Genomic DNA, 16,551 nt, shown 5'->3' with positions numbered 1-16,551 from the left:
TTTTTATTGAATTCCTGAAATGAATTCGATTTGGATAATGATCTGATTGTATTGATTGAGAATGTCCAAGTAATTAAACCGGACACTCAGGGACCTATTGAGCCCCTGGGTATACTCGACGTACCCTATGTCTCCGCTTTGAAACCCTTTTTGCGCTTGATTCAGAATTAACTCCGCTTGTGGAAGCGCAATCGTCTGATAGTAGCTGAGACTATTTTTAAATTTATAGTATTGCTGCAATAGTGATTGCAAACGTCCCTCCAACTCGTTGTTCACGGATTGAAACAATGCTTCATTTTCCTGTTTTTTCAGCTCAATCGACCTAATGGCAGAAGCTTGGGATTTTGCACCAAATATGGGAATGGAGATACCTACCTGAAATCCTGTGAAGCGATCACCTGAACCATAGGTAACCGGATTTCCATTGACGTCCTGGTTCGGGCCATTGAGGGATTGGTTGAAATAACCAACCATCAGGTCAGGCATTAGTTTGGATTTTTCCAAAGACTTCTCTTTCTCAGCAACTGATATTTGCTGCCTGAACCAGGCCAATGTAGGATTACCGTCCACATCTGCTTCCGCAATCAATGATTCGACTTCCCTTTGGGTTAAACTATCACTAGCTGGATCAATCAATAAATCGGTATTCAAAAGCGTTTTCAGCGACGTTTGATATATCTCAATGTCAGATTTGTTTTGCTCCAACATCACTTTGATTTCTGCAACCTGAGATTCTGCAGTAGCCTTTTCAAGCAAATTGGTTTCTCCTGTCCGGTATCTCAAATTGGCTGCTCGCGAAAAACTTTGATAGATACTGTCCTGCTCCAGAAGAAGCCTCCTCTTGTTCTTTTCCATCAGCAGCCCATACCAAGTGGATTTCACCTGCTGAATCAATTCATTTTTTGTAATTGCTTCCCTCCACTCACTCGATTCAATTTTGGCACTGGCCAATTTGGATTGATTTGAGTAAACAGTTGGAAAGGCAATGGATTGATTCACATTGAACTGGTTGTCATTATTAAACACACTGTTGTATTGCCCGTGCGTCAGACTAACATCAGTCTTTGGCAGGTTCCAACTAGCGCCCTTCAATGTCCTTTCCTGCTGGGTTTTTAAGTCAGCTGCCCGTAGTGTTGGATTGTTCTTTACAGCAATCTCTATGACCTCATCCAACGTATATTTCGACTGAGTTTCTTGTGCTTGCACACCCTGAGATTGGAACATGAAAATCCCAACTAAAAGGATGGGTAACACAGCTTTGGTTTTCACCTTCAATCCCTTTTCAAAATAGTAATAGAGTATCGGCAGCACGATCAGGGTCAGAAAAGTAGCCGTAATCAATCCTCCAATGACCACAGTTGCCAATGGCTTCTGTACTTCGGCACCACCTGACTGAGATAAGGCCATTGGTAGAAACCCAAGAGACGCAACTGCGGCGGTCATAATCACCGGTCTCAACCGCGTTTTTGTGCCCTGGTAGATTCGTTCAAAGATATCCGAAACACCGTCCTTCTTCAGTTGATTGAATTCTGAAATCAGAACGATCCCATTTAAAACGGCTACTCCAAAGAGGGCAATAAACCCAACTCCTGCTGAGATGCTAAAAGGCATTCCTCTCAGATAAAGTGCCACTATTCCCCCAATTGCCGACAAAGGAATAGCTGTGAAAATCAGAATTCCTTGTTTGACCGACTTGAACGTGAAGTATAGTAGTACAAAGATGAGCAGAAGCGCAAGTGGAACAGCCACTGCGAGTCTTTGACGAGCCTCAACCAGATTCTCAAACTGACCTCCGAATGAGATAGAGTAGCCGGGAGCAAATACTACTGCCTGATCAATCTTCTGTCTAAGCTCCGTCACCACACTTTCTACATCCCTGTTTCGAACGTTGAAGGCTACTAAGATTCTGCGTCTCGTATCATCACGCTGAATTTGGTAAGGCCCATCTTTGATCTCCACATTGGCAACCTGATACAAAGGGATTTGGTGTCCGTCTTTCCGTGAGATGTACAGGTTTCTCACCGACTCCAGGTCATTTCGATTGGCCTTATCCAATCTAACCACCAAATCGAAACGCCTTTCATTTTCATACACAAGTCCGGCTGACGCTCCGGCAAATGCGGCCTGCACAGATCGATTTACATCCATTATGCTTAATCCGTACTTCGCCAATTGATCCCGTTTGTAGGTGATGACTATTTGAGGTATTCCTGTTACTTCTTCAATGTACAGGTCAACCGCACCCTCTACTCCCGAGGCTATACTTCCAATTTGATTGGCATACTCTGATAAATCGTCCAGATTTTCTCCATAAATCTTTACTGCTACATCCTGTCGCACTCCAGTCATCAGTTCATTAAATCGCATTTGAATCGGTTGTTGAAAACCAAAGGTTACTCCGGGAATTACTTCCAATGCTTCCGCCATTTTGTTAGCTAGTTCTTCGCGATTGGATGCCGTAACCCACTCACTCTTATCTTTCAGAATAATCATAAGGTCGGCGGCCTCAATGGGCATAGGATCTGTTGGTATCTCCCCAGCTCCAATCTTGGATACCACTTGCTCTACTTCAGGAAATTGATCCAGCAGTATTTTCTCCGCCTGAGTTGTTGCCTTTATTGTGTTTTCCAGTGAGCTTCCAGTCATTACCCGTGTTTCCACCGCAAAGTCCCCTTCTTCCAATGTTGGGATAAACTCGCCTCCCATGTTAGAGAAAAGCCAAAGTGAACCAGCAAAAAGTCCCACTGCTACCCCAAGGAGAGGTATTCTCTTGTGCATGGCCCAACGAATAGAGGGGTTATAGAGCCGATGGAAGAAGTCCATGATTTTATCTGAGATATTCTTCTTGTATTCGGTCTTTTTGCTTAGAAATAAGGCGGACATCATTGGAACATAAGTAAGCGACAAGATGAATGCGCCAAGGATTGCAAAACTTACAGTTTGTGCCATTGGCCGGAACATTTTCCCTTCGGTACCAACCAGAGCTAGGATAGGTAGGTACACTATAAGGATGATGATCTCACCGAATGCTGCTGAATTCCGAATCTTACTCGCGGACTTATAGACTTCCAAATCCATTTCTTCCTGCGTCAGTTTTCGTCCCGATTTTATCAGTCCCAGATGATGCAAAGTAGCCTCGACGATGATGACGGCACCATCTACAATCAATCCAAAATCAATGGCTCCAAGGCTCATCAGGTTGCCGGAAACTCCGAAGTAGTTCATCATTCCAAAGGCAAAGACAAGTGCCAAGGGAATAACAGATGCGACTATTAAGCCGGCCCGCATATTTCCAAGTAGCAAGAGCAAAACGAATATGACAATCAGGGCTCCTTCTGCCAGGTTCTTTGTGACTGTTCCAATGGCAGTGTTAACCAACTTGGTACGATCCAAAAACGGCTCAATGGTCACTCCTTCTGGTAAGGTTTTTCTAATTTGTTCGATACTTGTTTTGACGTTTTCTATTACCTCAGCAGAGTTCTCCCCTTTCAGCATCATTACGATGGCACTGACCACCTCACCCTCTCCATCCCGGGTAGTGGCGCCATATCGCACCGCACTTCCCAGCTGCACGGTGGCAACATTTTTAATGAGCACCGGAATGCCATTTTCATTCGTACGAATGTTGATATTCCTGATATCCTCAAGATTTCCAACCAGCCCCTCTGTTCGAATGAAGTAGGCATTCAGGTTCTTTTCAATATATGCCCCGCCAGTATTCTGATTGTTCTCCTGAAGTGCCTGAAATATATCTGCAATGGAAACATTCATTGCTTTGAGCATATCAGGTTTAATAGCTATTTCAAATTGCTTGAGATGGCCTCCAAAACTGCTCACATCGGCAACACCTGGCGTACCTAGCAGTTGTCTGCGCACTATCCAATCCTGGATAGTTCTTAACTCACGAGCGTCATATTCATCTTCGTAACCGGGAGATGTACCTACCACATATTGATAGATTTCTCCCAGACCTGTGGTTATAGGAGCCATGCCTGGCGTTCCAACCCCTGGTGGTATTTGGGATTGTACCTCGGCCATGCGTTCGTTTACCAGTTGCCGTGCCCAGTAAACATCTACATTCTCTTTAAAGACTATGGTCACCACCGATAATCCAAAGCGGGAAAATGACCTGATTTCATCAATATCAGGTATAGTGGCCATGGTTATTTCAATGGGAAACGTAATGAGCCGCTCTACTTCCTCCGCAGCTAAAGAAGGGGATGTCGTAATGACCTGAACCTGATTGTTTGTAATATCAGGGACGGCATCAATCGGTAGTTGGGTGAGGGAATAGCCCCCCCAGATTATCAAGCCTAGTGTAATTAGGCCAATAATCAGTTTGTTTTTCACTGAAAAGTGAATGATTTTATCCAGCATTTTATTTTGGATTTAGGAATTCTAAATGATTTAATCGTAGGGCGTTAGCCTTTTGGGTTGAAGTTCCCCATACTCTGCATCGGAAAATGAGAGCTGATTTCTGAGGTTTACTACCGTTTATTGGCTAATCGCCAGACATGCGGACACACACCTGTGAGAGCGATATGCACGCAGATGATTGTACTTAGTAAAGTGTCCGAGAAATTAGACCTGAGGGGGCTGAATTGGCTTCTCCAGATACTCAGAAGAAACTGAAAACTGGTAAAAACTACCTTTAGATTGAATGGAAAAAGTTTTGTCTCCTAATTCTATGTTTGAGAAATTATGGGTAACATAAACGGGTGCATGATTGCACTGATGCTGACCGTGAAACGGAAGATCGTCATCCTTATCATTGTCATGATGACCCTCACTATTATCATCATAGTGAACATAGTCTTCGACTATAAATTCAAAAAATGAATCTCCATCAAAAGCTTTATGTTCCTCAAAATGCTCAAAAAGTGCAGGGAGTTTTTGTAATTCACAACACATGTCCATGTTGGGAGCAAGAATCTGTATCACGAAAATCAGAGACAATGATATGGATATCAAACGCTTCATCTAACAACAAATGTAATCATTTAGGTATGCAACCTGTTTGCATTGTTTTAGGAGCAGTTCGCGCATGTGCCTTTGTACACCATACTGGCACTGGCTGCCTTGAATCCTGACGGAATGTTTGTTTGAGGGATTTTAGACTGAGTTAGGCAATACGTTTCGTCACATCCTACACAATGAAAGTGAATGTGTTGATCCTGGGGTTCGCATTCACAGCCTTCTTCGCAGAGCGCATATTTCACCGCACCAGTTCCATCATCAATGCCATGTATGAGCTTCTTGTCTTCAAAGGTTTTCAGGGTTCTGTAAAGCGTAGCTTTATCTGCCCGTTCAAACTTCGCTTCTAGGTCACTGAGACTTATTGCTGCTCCAGATTCCACAAGCTTTCTGAGTACTAACAGCCGCATGGCTGTTGGTTTGATGTCTCTATTTTCTAGTTTTTGTTCGAGCATTGACTAAAAATACGAAGAAACGCCAAACTGGATACCTGAGATCTTAGCAGGTGGATTGCCCAGAATATCAGTTTGTTCCATGAATCGATAGTTTAATCGAATCACTGTCTGGGCGGTGGGGCGAAAACTTATCGCCGGAACAACTGCCCAAATTTCATCTCCGATATTTCCTCCTGTTTCACGGAATGTCCCGTCATTCCAATCAACATATTCCAAACGCATAGCAACATTGAAAGAAGCGTTATTGAAGCCAAACAAATCCCCGGTAAGAATCGGCTGAACAAAGTCTACAAAACCTCCTTTTTGTTGATCCCCAAATTGCTGAGAAAAAGTACTAGGCACATCGATATTTATCCACGCCCATTCACCGACAATAAAGGTCTTGGTTACAGGAATTGTCGTATTAAAATCAATAGCATATACGTTCAGTCTCCTTTTATCATCCAATATCAAACCGTCTTCTTCATAGGTGTTGTAAATACCTCCCATATATGAAAGGCCAATTTCACCAACCTTGTTATGTCTTACGGCTATTTTTCCTGTCAGCAATGGCTCTCCGTTAGAGGATTCTTCAAACCGCTCTTTGTTTTCTTTAGATGCGGGTAAAAACGTGCGATTCTCTCCGTTATTGATAATGGCATCATTGAATCCATTGGTCAGGTAGGCTTCATATCCAAATGCCCATTCTTTCATGTAATATTTACCATAAAGTCCAAAGCCAACATTACTCCAGGTTGCTGGCAGCATATCAGTTGCAGCTATTGGGCGATCCACAAACTCCCATTTAGGTCCGTCATGATTTTGATTGAATGCTCCGATTGGATTCATCACGATTCCGCCACGTAGATTCAAAAGAGGATGCATACTGATGTCAAGTGCCGCAAATTCTATGGCTACCTCTTCTCCACCTTCCTCAAATTCTATTTCAGAAAGAAACTTGATTTTTCTGTGTATTGAAGAAGCAACAAAAAGCGTCATTCGCGGGACTCTGAAGCTATGTCCATCTGTCACACCATCTTCACCAATGTATCCATAATCTGCCTCAATATATCCACCTACTGATACCGGTAGCTTACCAACCTGCAAGAATGGTCTGTTGTAAACAGCATCCATATTAAGCTGGTTTTTTGCCGTATCAACTGGTGTACGCTTGAGTAACGTACTGTCTATTTGAGCCTTTGCATCTATCGAAAGTAGAGATGTTATTGTTATAAGTATCCAACCAAACTTCCTCATGATAAATCGATTTTAAGTGTTTTACTTTCTTTTATAATTGGGAAACTTCTAAGCGATGTATCAGCCGGGCCATTTTGAACACTCCCGTCTTGTGTAAACTCACTTCCATGAGCAGGACACTGTAGGCGGTCTCCAAATACCTGAAGTTCCGTGCCTTGGTGTGTGCATTTCATGAGCAAGGCTTTGTACTCATTGTCATGGAAGCGGAAAACAACTACCGGATATTGTAATACTTCATTCTGCACCACTACATGCTTTAAATAGTTATTTTCCTCTTTTAAAAAAGCTGCTTCAGGCAGACTCAGATAGGAACCATCTATGTTGCCAGAAATGTAGCGGGTTCCAGCACATCCTTCAAGGAGTAAACCTGCGGCTGCTATACCGAGGCAGCCCATTCCGCATTTCCACACAAATTCTCTTCGTTCCATATCTAAAGAGATTTGAGAAACTTAATGAGTGCCTCTTTATCATCTTCAGAAAGAGAGACAAATTGATTTTTACTGCTGTCAGCTTCTCCGCCATGAAGCAGGATAGCTTCTTTAATACTTCCGGCTCGTCCATCATGCATTAAGAAGAATGACCCACCTTGCGAATTGGGGGAAAGCCCCAAGCCCCATAATGGTGGAGTCCGCCATTCGTATGTTTCAGCAGATCCTTCGGTGGCACCATCATCCAGCCCTGACCCCATATCATGTAGCAACAAATCCGTGTATGGGTAGAATGTCCTATTCGATAATGCTTCGATATCAGACTCTGGGGTTGTCCATTCAGGGATATGACATGAGGCGCACTGAATTTGGGTAAATATTGACTTCCCTCGTAGTACTACTGTGTTTTCTTCTGATCTAGGAATAGGAGCCTTTAATGTTCTGAGATAAAAGACCACATCACGAATCGTTTGATCCGTAACTTCCGGGTCGGTAGAAAGCTGGCTGTAAGGATCGATGGGCTCAAAAGTTGAAGTAATTCCCATATCCTGATTGTAGGCACCTACGGTCTGTTGAAGCAAATCAATAGCCGCAGCTTTCTTCCCAAAACGCCCTATAATTTTACCATTGACAGGTTGATGAATTGATTTCTGTTCAAAATAGTCTGGTGGGTTTATGTAATTTGGTTTTCCGGAAATACCATCACCATCTTCATCAAGAGAATCCACATTCTGCAGAATCTGTAGATCTGAAAGTGCTGCAAGGAATCCTAACCCAGTGACAGCCGGTGGAGTAAACTTCATGAATGGAATACCGTCTGGTAGTTTTTCAGGTTCAAATCCTGGTATTGCTCGGTTTTGGAGTTGAGGGCCTCCAATAGATAGATCCGGCAATGTGTTTGGCAGTGATTGACCAAATCTAGTGAGCGTGGTAGAAGGATGACCTTTGCCATCTCCTGCATGACAGCTTCCACAGGACGTGGCAACAAAGCCTGGTCCAAGTCCATTTTCCACTGAAAACACCTCGTCATTAAAAGCAATATCTCCATCTAAAAATTGTCTTTGCTCAGCATGGGATAAGCCTTCCGTAGGGCCATCCAGCAGCTCATTTTCAGCAGGAGCAGCTGGTATTATTTCCTCACATGAAATAGCCAACACAAAAGTGACAATGCTCAGGTATATTATTATTTTATTCATCTCAAAATAATTTTATACAAATCTATTAATTAAAGTTAGACATGTCAAACTTTTAAATAAGACACGCGATACTTACTTTTGAAATATGATCACTATCACGGAGGAGAATTATCTGAAAGCCATCTACAGCCTAAACCTGAATCGAAACGGGAAGGAGCTTGGTACCAATGAACTTGCGAGTCATCTTGGAATATCTCCTGCTACGGTGAGTAGTATGCTAAAGAAGCTGAAAGAAAAGGGATTCATTGATTATAAAAAATACGGTGCAATATCACTGCTGAAAGAGGGTGAAACAATTGCCTTCTCTGTCATAAGGAAGCACCGATTGTGGGAAACATTTTTAGTTGAGAAAATGGAATTTACCTGGGATGAAATCCATGAGGTAGCCGAGCAACTGGAGCACATTAAATCTAAAAAACTGGTAGATCAGTTAGATAAGCTCCTGGGTTTTCCTGAATATGATCCACATGGTGACCCTATCCCGGATGCCAATGGCAAGATTAGAGGAATGCACAAAACCACTTTAGTAAATGAATCAGTCGGCAAGCCGCTAAAAGTTGTTGGGGTTAAGAATGATTCTCCGGCATTCCTTCAGCACATCACCCAATTGGGAATTGTGATCAATAGTAAGATCCTAATCAAATCGCATCACGAGTTTGATAGATCTTTGGATGTTGAAATCGAAGGAGAGACTCGAATGGTTTCTCAAAAGGTTGCTGAGAATGTGTATGTTTCACATATCACATAAGGTTGTGTGGATATTCATTACGCCAGATCTCTTCACAAGTAGCCGCTTTAATCATATCGGCAATAGTTCTGATGTGCAGTACGAATTGAATCCATCAAATAATCATCCTCAAGATGATGACCCTTTCCATTATGGGCATGTTCCGTATTCATGTGGCGCATATAATTCGTTTGATTCATATTCGCGTTATTGCCCATTCCATTTCCCATCATCCCGTTACCATTATTTCCACTGCACCCCTGATTGGTTGTTGATCCATTACTAAGTTGGTAATTATTATGATGAAAGCTGTATAATGAATCATGGTGATGGTAGTGAGAATCATAATAAATGCATAGACTATCATTAGGGTTGTTTGTTTCTGAGATAGAAAAAACAAGTGAGTCACTATAGTAGATGGTTGCTAAAATAGCTTCATTCATTCCAATCAAGGAAATTTCATCTTGAATCGATAATTCATCAAGTTGATCATCTTGAAAACAACTTGACATTATTCCAAATAATACCAAGAAAACGATCACCGTATTTTTCATCTCTCTAATTCCGTTTAGTTATAGAGATAAATCTGAATATTATTATACATAAATACTATGAGCTGCATCACCTTCTGCTGTGATTTTAACCAATTTCATTTACCAAAATCAGACTCGCAAACCTATCAGGGCTAGGAGCTGGAACGAAACATTTGCGATGCGTGATGAGATAAGTTGTAGGTTCAGAAGCGCTAAACTATTACTTCACAGCACAAAACTTCTACACCCAATTGACGTATTCTGTCCATCAACCATTGTCCAGGCAAAAAACAACGTACCATCAATAACCTCCATCTGAGGAAATCCGCTCCCTCTGGATGCACTGGTTTCAGAAACTACTACCGGTTTCTCCAATGAACCATCACTTGATACTTTCCTGAATTTGATAAGAGGTCTTTCGCCTTCCAGATCAAGCCAACTTACATAGGCTGATTGATTATCTATCATTACAATATCTACTCTACCTACCGAAACGGAATCGTCCACAATGATTGGCTCCTGAAAAGATTCTCCCGAATCATCCATGAAAGCAACCTTCACTTTGGCAATTCCCTCAGCGGCAGTAAACCATGCCGTAGCAGTTGTATTTTCAAAAGCAGCTATTCGAGGACCATTTACCGGACATCCTGCAATTTTCCATCCATCTGAGTTAACCGTCTGAGGTTCAGACCAATCATTTCCAATAAACCTTACAAAGGACATATCCCGCATTTCCTCCTCCGAGCGATCTCTGTACACGATGACAGGCCCACTTGAAGTCATAGCTCCTCCTGTCTGACAGCAATCACATACTTTGGAATCTAGTTCCGCCTCTTGTGTTAGATTACCAGTCATATCTAATGTAGCTGTTCGGATCGTCATGGCTCCACCTCCTCCGTGGCTGTCATGTGAGTCGTGATCACCACCTCCGGTATTTCGACCGTCCAGCCATGACAGCAGGAACGTTCCGTCATTTTTGGGTAGCATGGTCACAAACCCATGCTCTGTAGGTGTTCCGTCATTATGAGGAATCACCGGTTGTGACCATTCACCACCCACTGGCTTGTAAACCACATTGACGTCATAAGAGTAGGTTCCGGAAGAACTTTTAGCAGGAAAGTGGGCTATCATGTTGCCCTTATTGTCCACTGCCATCATCGGGTAATCTGCCCAATTGACGAACCAATCGTTTCCGGAAGCAATTAATTCCGGTGCACTCCAACTATCACTGCTAAGGATCGAATACTTCAGATCGATCCAACCGGAATCCCTTTTCTCCACCCAAGACATATACAATCTGCTGTCCCCACCCTTGATCAAGTAAGGCAAAGAAGCATTGCTTCCGGTCGGGGATTCTATTTTTTTAAGAGCTGTCATCTCTTTTTTTTCTTCCTTGCCCGACTGGCAGGAAACAAGAGCTATTGAGATAATTGTTAGTATGGTTAATGATTTCATTTCTGATAGGTTTTAAGTTGTTCAATTTGTTCAGGACTGTCCCATTTCCTTGCGCCCACGAGTGTTTCCAATAGCTGTCCGTCTTTACCTATTACGAAAGTAGTGGGCAAAGAATAGACACCTAAAGACTCAATGGAAGTTTGAATTTGAGCAAATGCAAGATCGAAAGGTCGCCTCTCAATGAATTGTTGAATCTTTTCAAGGGACTCGTCCGATGCAAGAAGTAAAACAAAGTCATCAGATAATTCATTTTGCATCTTCACCAAATCAGGCATTTCCTTGATGCAAGGTTTACACCAGGTAGCCCAAAGATTAAGAATAACAATTTTATTTTCGAATTGCTTCGAATCCAACATTTGACCTTGCAGATCAGTCAGTTTGATTTTGCTAAGAAAAGTCTCTTTTTTGGATTGACAGGAAACTATCGAGCCAAGAACTAATAATGAAATGACTAGCTTTCTCATTAGTTCTCAATGTCAAATGAAACGCCCGTCTGATCCCATTTAATGGTGATTTGTCCATTCTTATCGCTGATTTCACTGACCTCAAAAGTCAGCGACTCCACGACCTCCTCAAGTTTTTGTACGGGAGCATTTACTCTAACCACATCATTGGTTTCATCATATTCATCTGCCAAATGCATGTCCCAGTCTTTACTGATAATGATTGTCCATTCTGATTCTCCGGGGATGGTAAAAAGACCATATTTTCCTGCCGGAATTTCTGTGCTGTTGATGATTACATCCTTATCAAAGGAAATGGTTGTCGCTTTATGCGCACCGGTGGCCCAAACTGTGCCATAGCCAACCAGGCCTCCAAAAATCATTCGACCTCTTTTACTGGGTGATCCATAATCTATGTGCACATGGTTGTTCCCAATATTGGACATGGAAGCGGTTCGGGGACTCAGGGGTTTTTTCTTGGTGTCCTCTTTTTTAGCTTCATGCTGGTGTTCAGAATGATCTTCGGTTTTTTCTTCTTTCTTTTCTGATGTGGTACAGCCAATTAAGCTGACCACTGCAATTATTAATAATATTTTTTTCATGATAGGTAGGGTTTTAAGGCAAGAGGAGGACAAGCCTCCTCTTCAATGGGTTTTAAAGTTCTTCAGTTACTTTTCCGCACTTCAGCATTTTGTCACCGTAGTATGGATTTCTGATCTGATCTGACATGCTCAACCAGCTGGCTCCTGTGTTGTCAAAAGCCATAGGGCAGAACTGAACATAAACACCATCTTCTGAATCGTTGGCTTTTAATGAAGCGATCAGGCCATCTGTCACCGTTTTGAAAGCTGTACGTTGTACTTCAACATCGTCACTAGATGCTATTGTTTTTGCAGCCTCAACGATATCACCACTCCAATTCTCACTGGTTGCAGATTCAGCGAGTTTAGCCGCTGCACCCTTTGCTGCTGAAGCGTCAGTTTGAACCAAAGCATCTTTCAGTGCCATATAGTCTGAAATGCCCGAAGATGGAGCTGAAACTTCAGTTTTTGCCGCCTCTTTAGTTTCAGCTTTCTCTTCCTTTTTTGCAGAGCTGCAAGAAGCAATCGCCAATGCAAGCCCTAGAGTCAATAGTGTTGTTTTCATCGTATTTAAGTTTAAAAGTTTAATTCATGTGTGAGTAATGATTTTCAACGGTCACATGGAATTCGCGATTAACATTCATCAACCAGTTGATATAAATTCGGTCTCGAATGTTTATGCTCATTTCATTGATTTATTTAAGTTCTTCTTCGACATTCCCGCAGGTGAGCATGGCATCACCGAAATATGGATTCAGGATTTTATCCGAATCGCTTAGCCAAAAGGCTCCTGTGTTGTCAAAAGCCATTGGGCAGAACTGCCGATAGCCATCTACTTCTACCTTGTATTTTTTAAGTGAGTGGAACAGCTGATCGCTCAAGGGTGAAAGCATCATTCGAGCATTTTCCAGATTAGTTTCATTCAGAATAGCTTTAGCAGATTTCTGCAGTATGCTCAGGTCTTTCATCCATTCCATGTGTGCCTCATCCTTCACTAACTTCATATCCACTTTTTCGATAGCCTTTTGAAGATCATTAGCTTTCTTACTTGCCGTTTTCGCATCACTTTCTATAAGTGCATCCTTCACCGGTAGATAGGCCGAAAAGACCACTTGAAGTTGCTCCTTAAATTTGGGATCACTATCATAGGTTTGTTCGGCTTCATTTACCTGAAGCATGTTCATTTGATTATTGCTTTGAGAAGATTCTTGGTTCATTCCCCCGTGATTATGTCCGGTCATAGCAGCTCCTCCTTCTGGGCTCATCATGCTTGGTTTGCCTGCAAGCTGTGCCGCAGCATCAATACTAAACGTTCCATTCACAGCAATTTCTTCACCTGGTTCCAACCCTTTCTCAATGATGTAAGCGTCTCCCAGTGCCGGGCCAAGCGTCACTTCACGCATTTTGAAATGCAATCCTTGATCTGAGGATAGCTTCACATAAACCACGGATCGTTTTCCCGTCCACATCACTGCAGATTTGGGTACAGTCAATTGATCGACTGTCTTTCCCAGTTGAGCTTTCACTTCACCGGAAGCAAACATCTCAGGTTTCAGAATTCGATCATTGTTTTGGATTACTACTCTCGCTTTTGTCACACGAGTTTTGGGATTGATCACAGGATCGATGTAATCAATCTTGCCTTTAAACGTTTGTCCCGGAAGCGAACTAATATTGAACTGAATGGAATCACCTTTATTAATCCAGGACAGGTCACTTTCATATACATCAAATTGCACCCAAACTCTGGATAGGTTTGCAATTTCATAAAGGGTCTGCCCTCTGTTGACATAGTCACCGAGATTGACCTTCTTGGTAGTCACATAGCCCGATTGATCCGCCAGTACAGGAAACTGATCCTGAGTCTTTCCGCTAGATCTGATCTGATCTATTTGAGTTTCGGTCAGCTTCCAGTTCTTCAGTTTTTCTCTTGCCGCCCGATATAAATTGGGCTGGCTTTCCCTGATTTTATAAGCCTCGAACAACTCTTCCTGAGCGGTCACCAATTGAGGTGAATAAAGATTAGCGATCACGCTTCCTTTAGTGACATATTCGCCTGTAAAATTCACTGTAAGTTTTTCTATCCTTCCGGGAAAGTGTGTGGTTTGACTGAAGATTAATCGCTCGTCTTCCTGCACTTTGCCGTTCAAGCGAATGGTTTTTATTGCCGATTCGCTACCTACAATTGCCGTAACAACATTGGCCAACTGCATCGCCGTAGGTGACATGGTTATGGCCATCGGGTCAATACCTTCTCCATTGTCGTCTTCAAGCGGGATGAGATCCATCCCACATATCGGACATGCGCCTGCTTCATTTTGGCGAATCTGCGGGTGCATGGAACAAGTAAAAACTGTGTTTTTACTTGTTTGATTAGTTGATGACTCGATATGCTGATGACTGGATGGTTTGATGAACCATATCAGTATTGCGCCCAAGCTGAAAGCAAGGGCAAACAAGACATATTTATTATTAATTATCTTTTTCATGATCGTTTCATATTTGACCGTGTTGTGGAAATAATCTTGCTCAGAAGCTTTTGGATGGAACTTAATAGGCTATCCAATTTAGGATCTGGGTCAGGGTAAGATTTTGACTTTTGACATAGTAGAAGCCAATACTCGGTCTCCTCGGCTTCTTTAGCAGATATTTTTAGCTTGTGAATGAAGTCAGCTTTGCTTTCACAACTTTGAGCCTCGCGAATATTAGCTCCAATTGAGGTGCCAGACTTCATCAACTGTCTTGCAATCACATATTTCTTATTTTCCTCAAGTAGCTCTGTGTAGTCAATGATCAGCAAGGCAAACTCAAAGCTCAATTCCAATATTTCATTTCTTCTTTCCATATTACTTTCTAATTAGTAAATCAGCACATCAAATAATCAGCACATCAATCAAATCGGTTAGTCAAATAATTAAGCCTGGCCACTGCAACGTGATAGTCCATCATCGCTGTAGCCTTCAATTTTTTATACTTCAAGAGTTGTTGTTGCGTACGCAATACCTCTTCGAATGCTGTTCCTGAGTTCCCGTAGGCAGAGAGTAAAAGGTTAAGCACCTGTTGCGTCTCTGTAATTTGCTCATCATAGAGCTGGAGAAGTTCCATTTGCTTTATCCGGTCAAAATCTGCCATTTCATAGCCTGAAATGAGTTGATTGATTCGATCCTCTTTTTGAAGCGAATAACTTTCCTGCATTAGCTGTGCTTCTTTCTTAGCCGCTTTGTACTTTCCTCTGAAAATAGGGATACCTACAGTTACCATAGGCATCAATGCATTCTGACCATTGTCAGGGACAGACATATCAGTTCGTTCACTAACAATCACGTAATCCAAGCCCACTCCCAGCTTTGGCAATCCTTGCTTCTCAGCTAACACCTCTTGCTTCCTGCTCGCTTCCAATCGAATTTCCAATTCATCCAGTACAGGGTTATTGACCAGTAATGAATCTCGACTGATTGCCAGATCGTTGGCCATCAGAGAATCTGTTACCACCACTTCTGAATCCTCTTCTCGGTTCAAAAGCTTGTTGAAAGAGGTCACCAATGGTTGCTTTTTCTTTTTCAGAATTTCCAAATTGGTCAATGCATCCTTGAGCAGTATATCCACTCTAAGTACATCAACCAACGTCCCCTGATCATTTTCAAACCTAGTGGTTGCAATGGTCTTGTATGACTCAAGGATTTCTGCATTCTCACTTTCCAGCACAATCCACTTATCCAATTCATAGATTGGATAATAAGCTGCAGCAATTTGATAATACAGCTTATTTCTGGCATCCAAAAAGACCTGATATTGCGCCTCTGCATTCAGGGTAGCTACATCACCACTGGCTTTTAACGTTCCAAACCATGGGAACATCTGGGTCAATGAGAAACGTGCTCTTTGTGGCCCAACTCGAGTTTCAACCGGAGAGATAAAATATCCGAATGAAAAGGTTGGATCCTGTAGGCTGTTCGCCTGAGGAATTCTTTCCATCGTGGCTTCAAAAGCCTTGTACTTGGCCTGAAGACCGGGATTCTGCTCGGCAGCTATTTGTTGATAGTCTTCGAGATTTTGAGCTCTCAATGAAGAAGAAGTTAGAAAATAGAGGCTAGAGGCTAGAATAACCACACACCAAACTCTAACTTCTAATTTCCAACCTCTAATCACTAAACTACTTCCCATGACTTTTCCAGTTTTTATGAAGTGAAGTCAACATTTTACTAATCTCATCAAGCTCCTTTGACATTGCATTAAAGTCTTCTTGAGCGATATACTTGCATTCCAAGGCAAACTTTAACCAGTTTTCAGTCTCTGAATTGGACCCTAGTGAAGTGATCAAATGTTGTTTAAAAATTGCTTCATAATTTCTTTTAGCCCATCCCTCCGTGATATTAGAACTAACAGATCTTGAGGATCTTACGATTTGTGAGGTAAGGGAATAAACCTCTTCTTTAGGAAAATTTCTTGTCATCCAAAAAATGTCCATCGCCATCTTAAATGATCGGTTATATACTTCTAAGTCTTTATATGATTTTATCATC

The 16,551-nt window shown here is 42.1% G+C and carries 16 protein-coding genes; 1 reads left to right on the top strand and 15 read right to left on the bottom strand.

All coding sequences use genetic code 11. The annotated features are described in order from the left end of the window. Positions 1–3: 3 nt before the first annotated feature. The 6 genes from ACOMC3_RS02060 to ACOMC3_RS02035 form a co-directional block, all read right to left on the bottom strand. Positions 4–4,377 carry a CusA/CzcA family heavy metal efflux RND transporter gene (locus ACOMC3_RS02060; RefSeq protein WP_420317864.1) on the bottom strand — a complete coding sequence of 1,458 codons (4,374 nt, stop codon included), beginning with the start codon at positions 4,375–4,377 and terminating at the stop codon, positions 4–6. Positions 4,378–4,581: 204 nt separating this feature from the next. Then, on the bottom strand, positions 4,582–4,980 hold the full coding sequence (locus ACOMC3_RS02055) for a hypothetical protein (protein WP_420317863.1): 399 nt from the start codon (positions 4,978–4,980) through the stop codon (positions 4,582–4,584). 47 nt (positions 4,981–5,027) lie between these two features. Then, positions 5,028–5,429 carry a Fur family transcriptional regulator gene (locus ACOMC3_RS02050; protein WP_420317862.1) on the bottom strand — a complete coding sequence of 134 codons (402 nt, stop codon included), beginning with the start codon at positions 5,427–5,429 and terminating at the stop codon, positions 5,028–5,030. Between the two features lie 3 nt (positions 5,430–5,432). Next, on the bottom strand, positions 5,433–6,665 hold the full coding sequence (locus ACOMC3_RS02045) for a hypothetical protein (protein WP_420317861.1): 1,233 nt from the start codon (positions 6,663–6,665) through the stop codon (positions 5,433–5,435). Next, complete coding sequence (locus ACOMC3_RS02040; protein WP_420317860.1) at positions 6,662–7,093, bottom strand: Rieske (2Fe-2S) protein; 432 nt, start codon at positions 7,091–7,093, stop codon at positions 6,662–6,664. Before ACOMC3_RS02040 ends, ACOMC3_RS02045 begins: the two co-directional genes overlap by 4 nt. A 2-nt stretch (positions 7,094–7,095) precedes the next feature. Further along, positions 7,096–8,289, bottom strand: coding sequence for a di-heme oxidoredictase family protein (locus tag ACOMC3_RS02035; RefSeq protein WP_420317859.1), 1,194 nt, complete (start codon positions 8,287–8,289; stop codon positions 7,096–7,098). Between the two features lie 85 nt (positions 8,290–8,374). Here ACOMC3_RS02035 and ACOMC3_RS02030 point away from each other — a divergent pair, with 85 nt between their 5' ends. Further along, entirely contained in the window at positions 8,375–9,037 is a 663-nt protein-coding gene (locus ACOMC3_RS02030) for a metal-dependent transcriptional regulator (RefSeq protein ID WP_420317858.1), read from the top strand. A gap of 47 nt (positions 9,038–9,084) precedes the next feature. On the opposite strand, the gene ACOMC3_RS02025 is transcribed toward ACOMC3_RS02030, so the two are convergent. From ACOMC3_RS02025 to ACOMC3_RS01985, 9 genes are all read right to left on the bottom strand, one after another. Next, the gene (locus tag ACOMC3_RS02025) at positions 9,085–9,570 is read right to left on the bottom strand and encodes a hypothetical protein (protein WP_420317857.1); all 486 of its coding nucleotides are present in this window, start codon (positions 9,568–9,570) and stop codon (positions 9,085–9,087) included. A gap of 204 nt (positions 9,571–9,774) precedes the next feature. Then, the gene (locus ACOMC3_RS02020; protein ID WP_420317856.1) at positions 9,775–11,004 is read right to left on the bottom strand and encodes a hypothetical protein; all 1,230 of its coding nucleotides are present in this window, start codon (positions 11,002–11,004) and stop codon (positions 9,775–9,777) included. Continuing rightward, positions 11,001–11,468 (bottom strand): TlpA family protein disulfide reductase, encoded by a 468-nt coding sequence (locus ACOMC3_RS02015; protein ID WP_420317855.1) that lies wholly within the window; start codon positions 11,466–11,468, stop codon positions 11,001–11,003. Before ACOMC3_RS02015 ends, ACOMC3_RS02020 begins: the two co-directional genes overlap by 4 nt. Beyond that, the gene (locus ACOMC3_RS02010) at positions 11,468–12,049 is read right to left on the bottom strand and encodes a DUF2911 domain-containing protein (RefSeq protein WP_420317854.1); all 582 of its coding nucleotides are present in this window, start codon (positions 12,047–12,049) and stop codon (positions 11,468–11,470) included. Before ACOMC3_RS02010 ends, ACOMC3_RS02015 begins: the two co-directional genes overlap by 1 nt. Positions 12,050–12,101: 52 nt before the next feature. Beyond that, positions 12,102–12,593 carry a DUF3347 domain-containing protein gene (locus ACOMC3_RS02005; RefSeq protein ID WP_420317853.1) on the bottom strand — a complete coding sequence of 164 codons (492 nt, stop codon included), beginning with the start codon at positions 12,591–12,593 and terminating at the stop codon, positions 12,102–12,104. A 130-nt stretch (positions 12,594–12,723) separates the two neighbouring features. Then, on the bottom strand, positions 12,724–14,517 hold the full coding sequence (locus tag ACOMC3_RS02000) for an efflux RND transporter periplasmic adaptor subunit (RefSeq protein WP_420317852.1): 1,794 nt from the start codon (positions 14,515–14,517) through the stop codon (positions 12,724–12,726). Then, positions 14,514–14,873, bottom strand: a complete 360-nt coding sequence (locus ACOMC3_RS01995) for a four helix bundle protein (RefSeq protein ID WP_420317851.1) — start codon at positions 14,871–14,873, stop codon at positions 14,514–14,516. The genes ACOMC3_RS02000 and ACOMC3_RS01995 overlap by 4 nt, the downstream gene beginning before the upstream one ends. A 44-nt stretch (positions 14,874–14,917) precedes the next feature. Beyond that, positions 14,918–16,192 (bottom strand): TolC family protein, encoded by a 1,275-nt coding sequence (locus tag ACOMC3_RS01990; protein WP_420317850.1) that lies wholly within the window; start codon positions 16,190–16,192, stop codon positions 14,918–14,920. Next, positions 16,182–16,550 carry a four helix bundle protein gene (locus ACOMC3_RS01985; protein WP_420317849.1) on the bottom strand — a complete coding sequence of 123 codons (369 nt, stop codon included), beginning with the start codon at positions 16,548–16,550 and terminating at the stop codon, positions 16,182–16,184. Before ACOMC3_RS01985 ends, ACOMC3_RS01990 begins: the two co-directional genes overlap by 11 nt. Position 16,551 lies beyond the last annotated feature (1 nt).

Source organism: Ekhidna sp. (assembly GCF_965212185.1).
Taxonomy (GTDB): Bacteria; Bacteroidota; Bacteroidia; order Cytophagales; family Cyclobacteriaceae; genus Ekhidna.
Note: the sequence above shows the minus strand (reverse complement) of the source record. Positions and strands in the feature narration are given on the sequence as shown.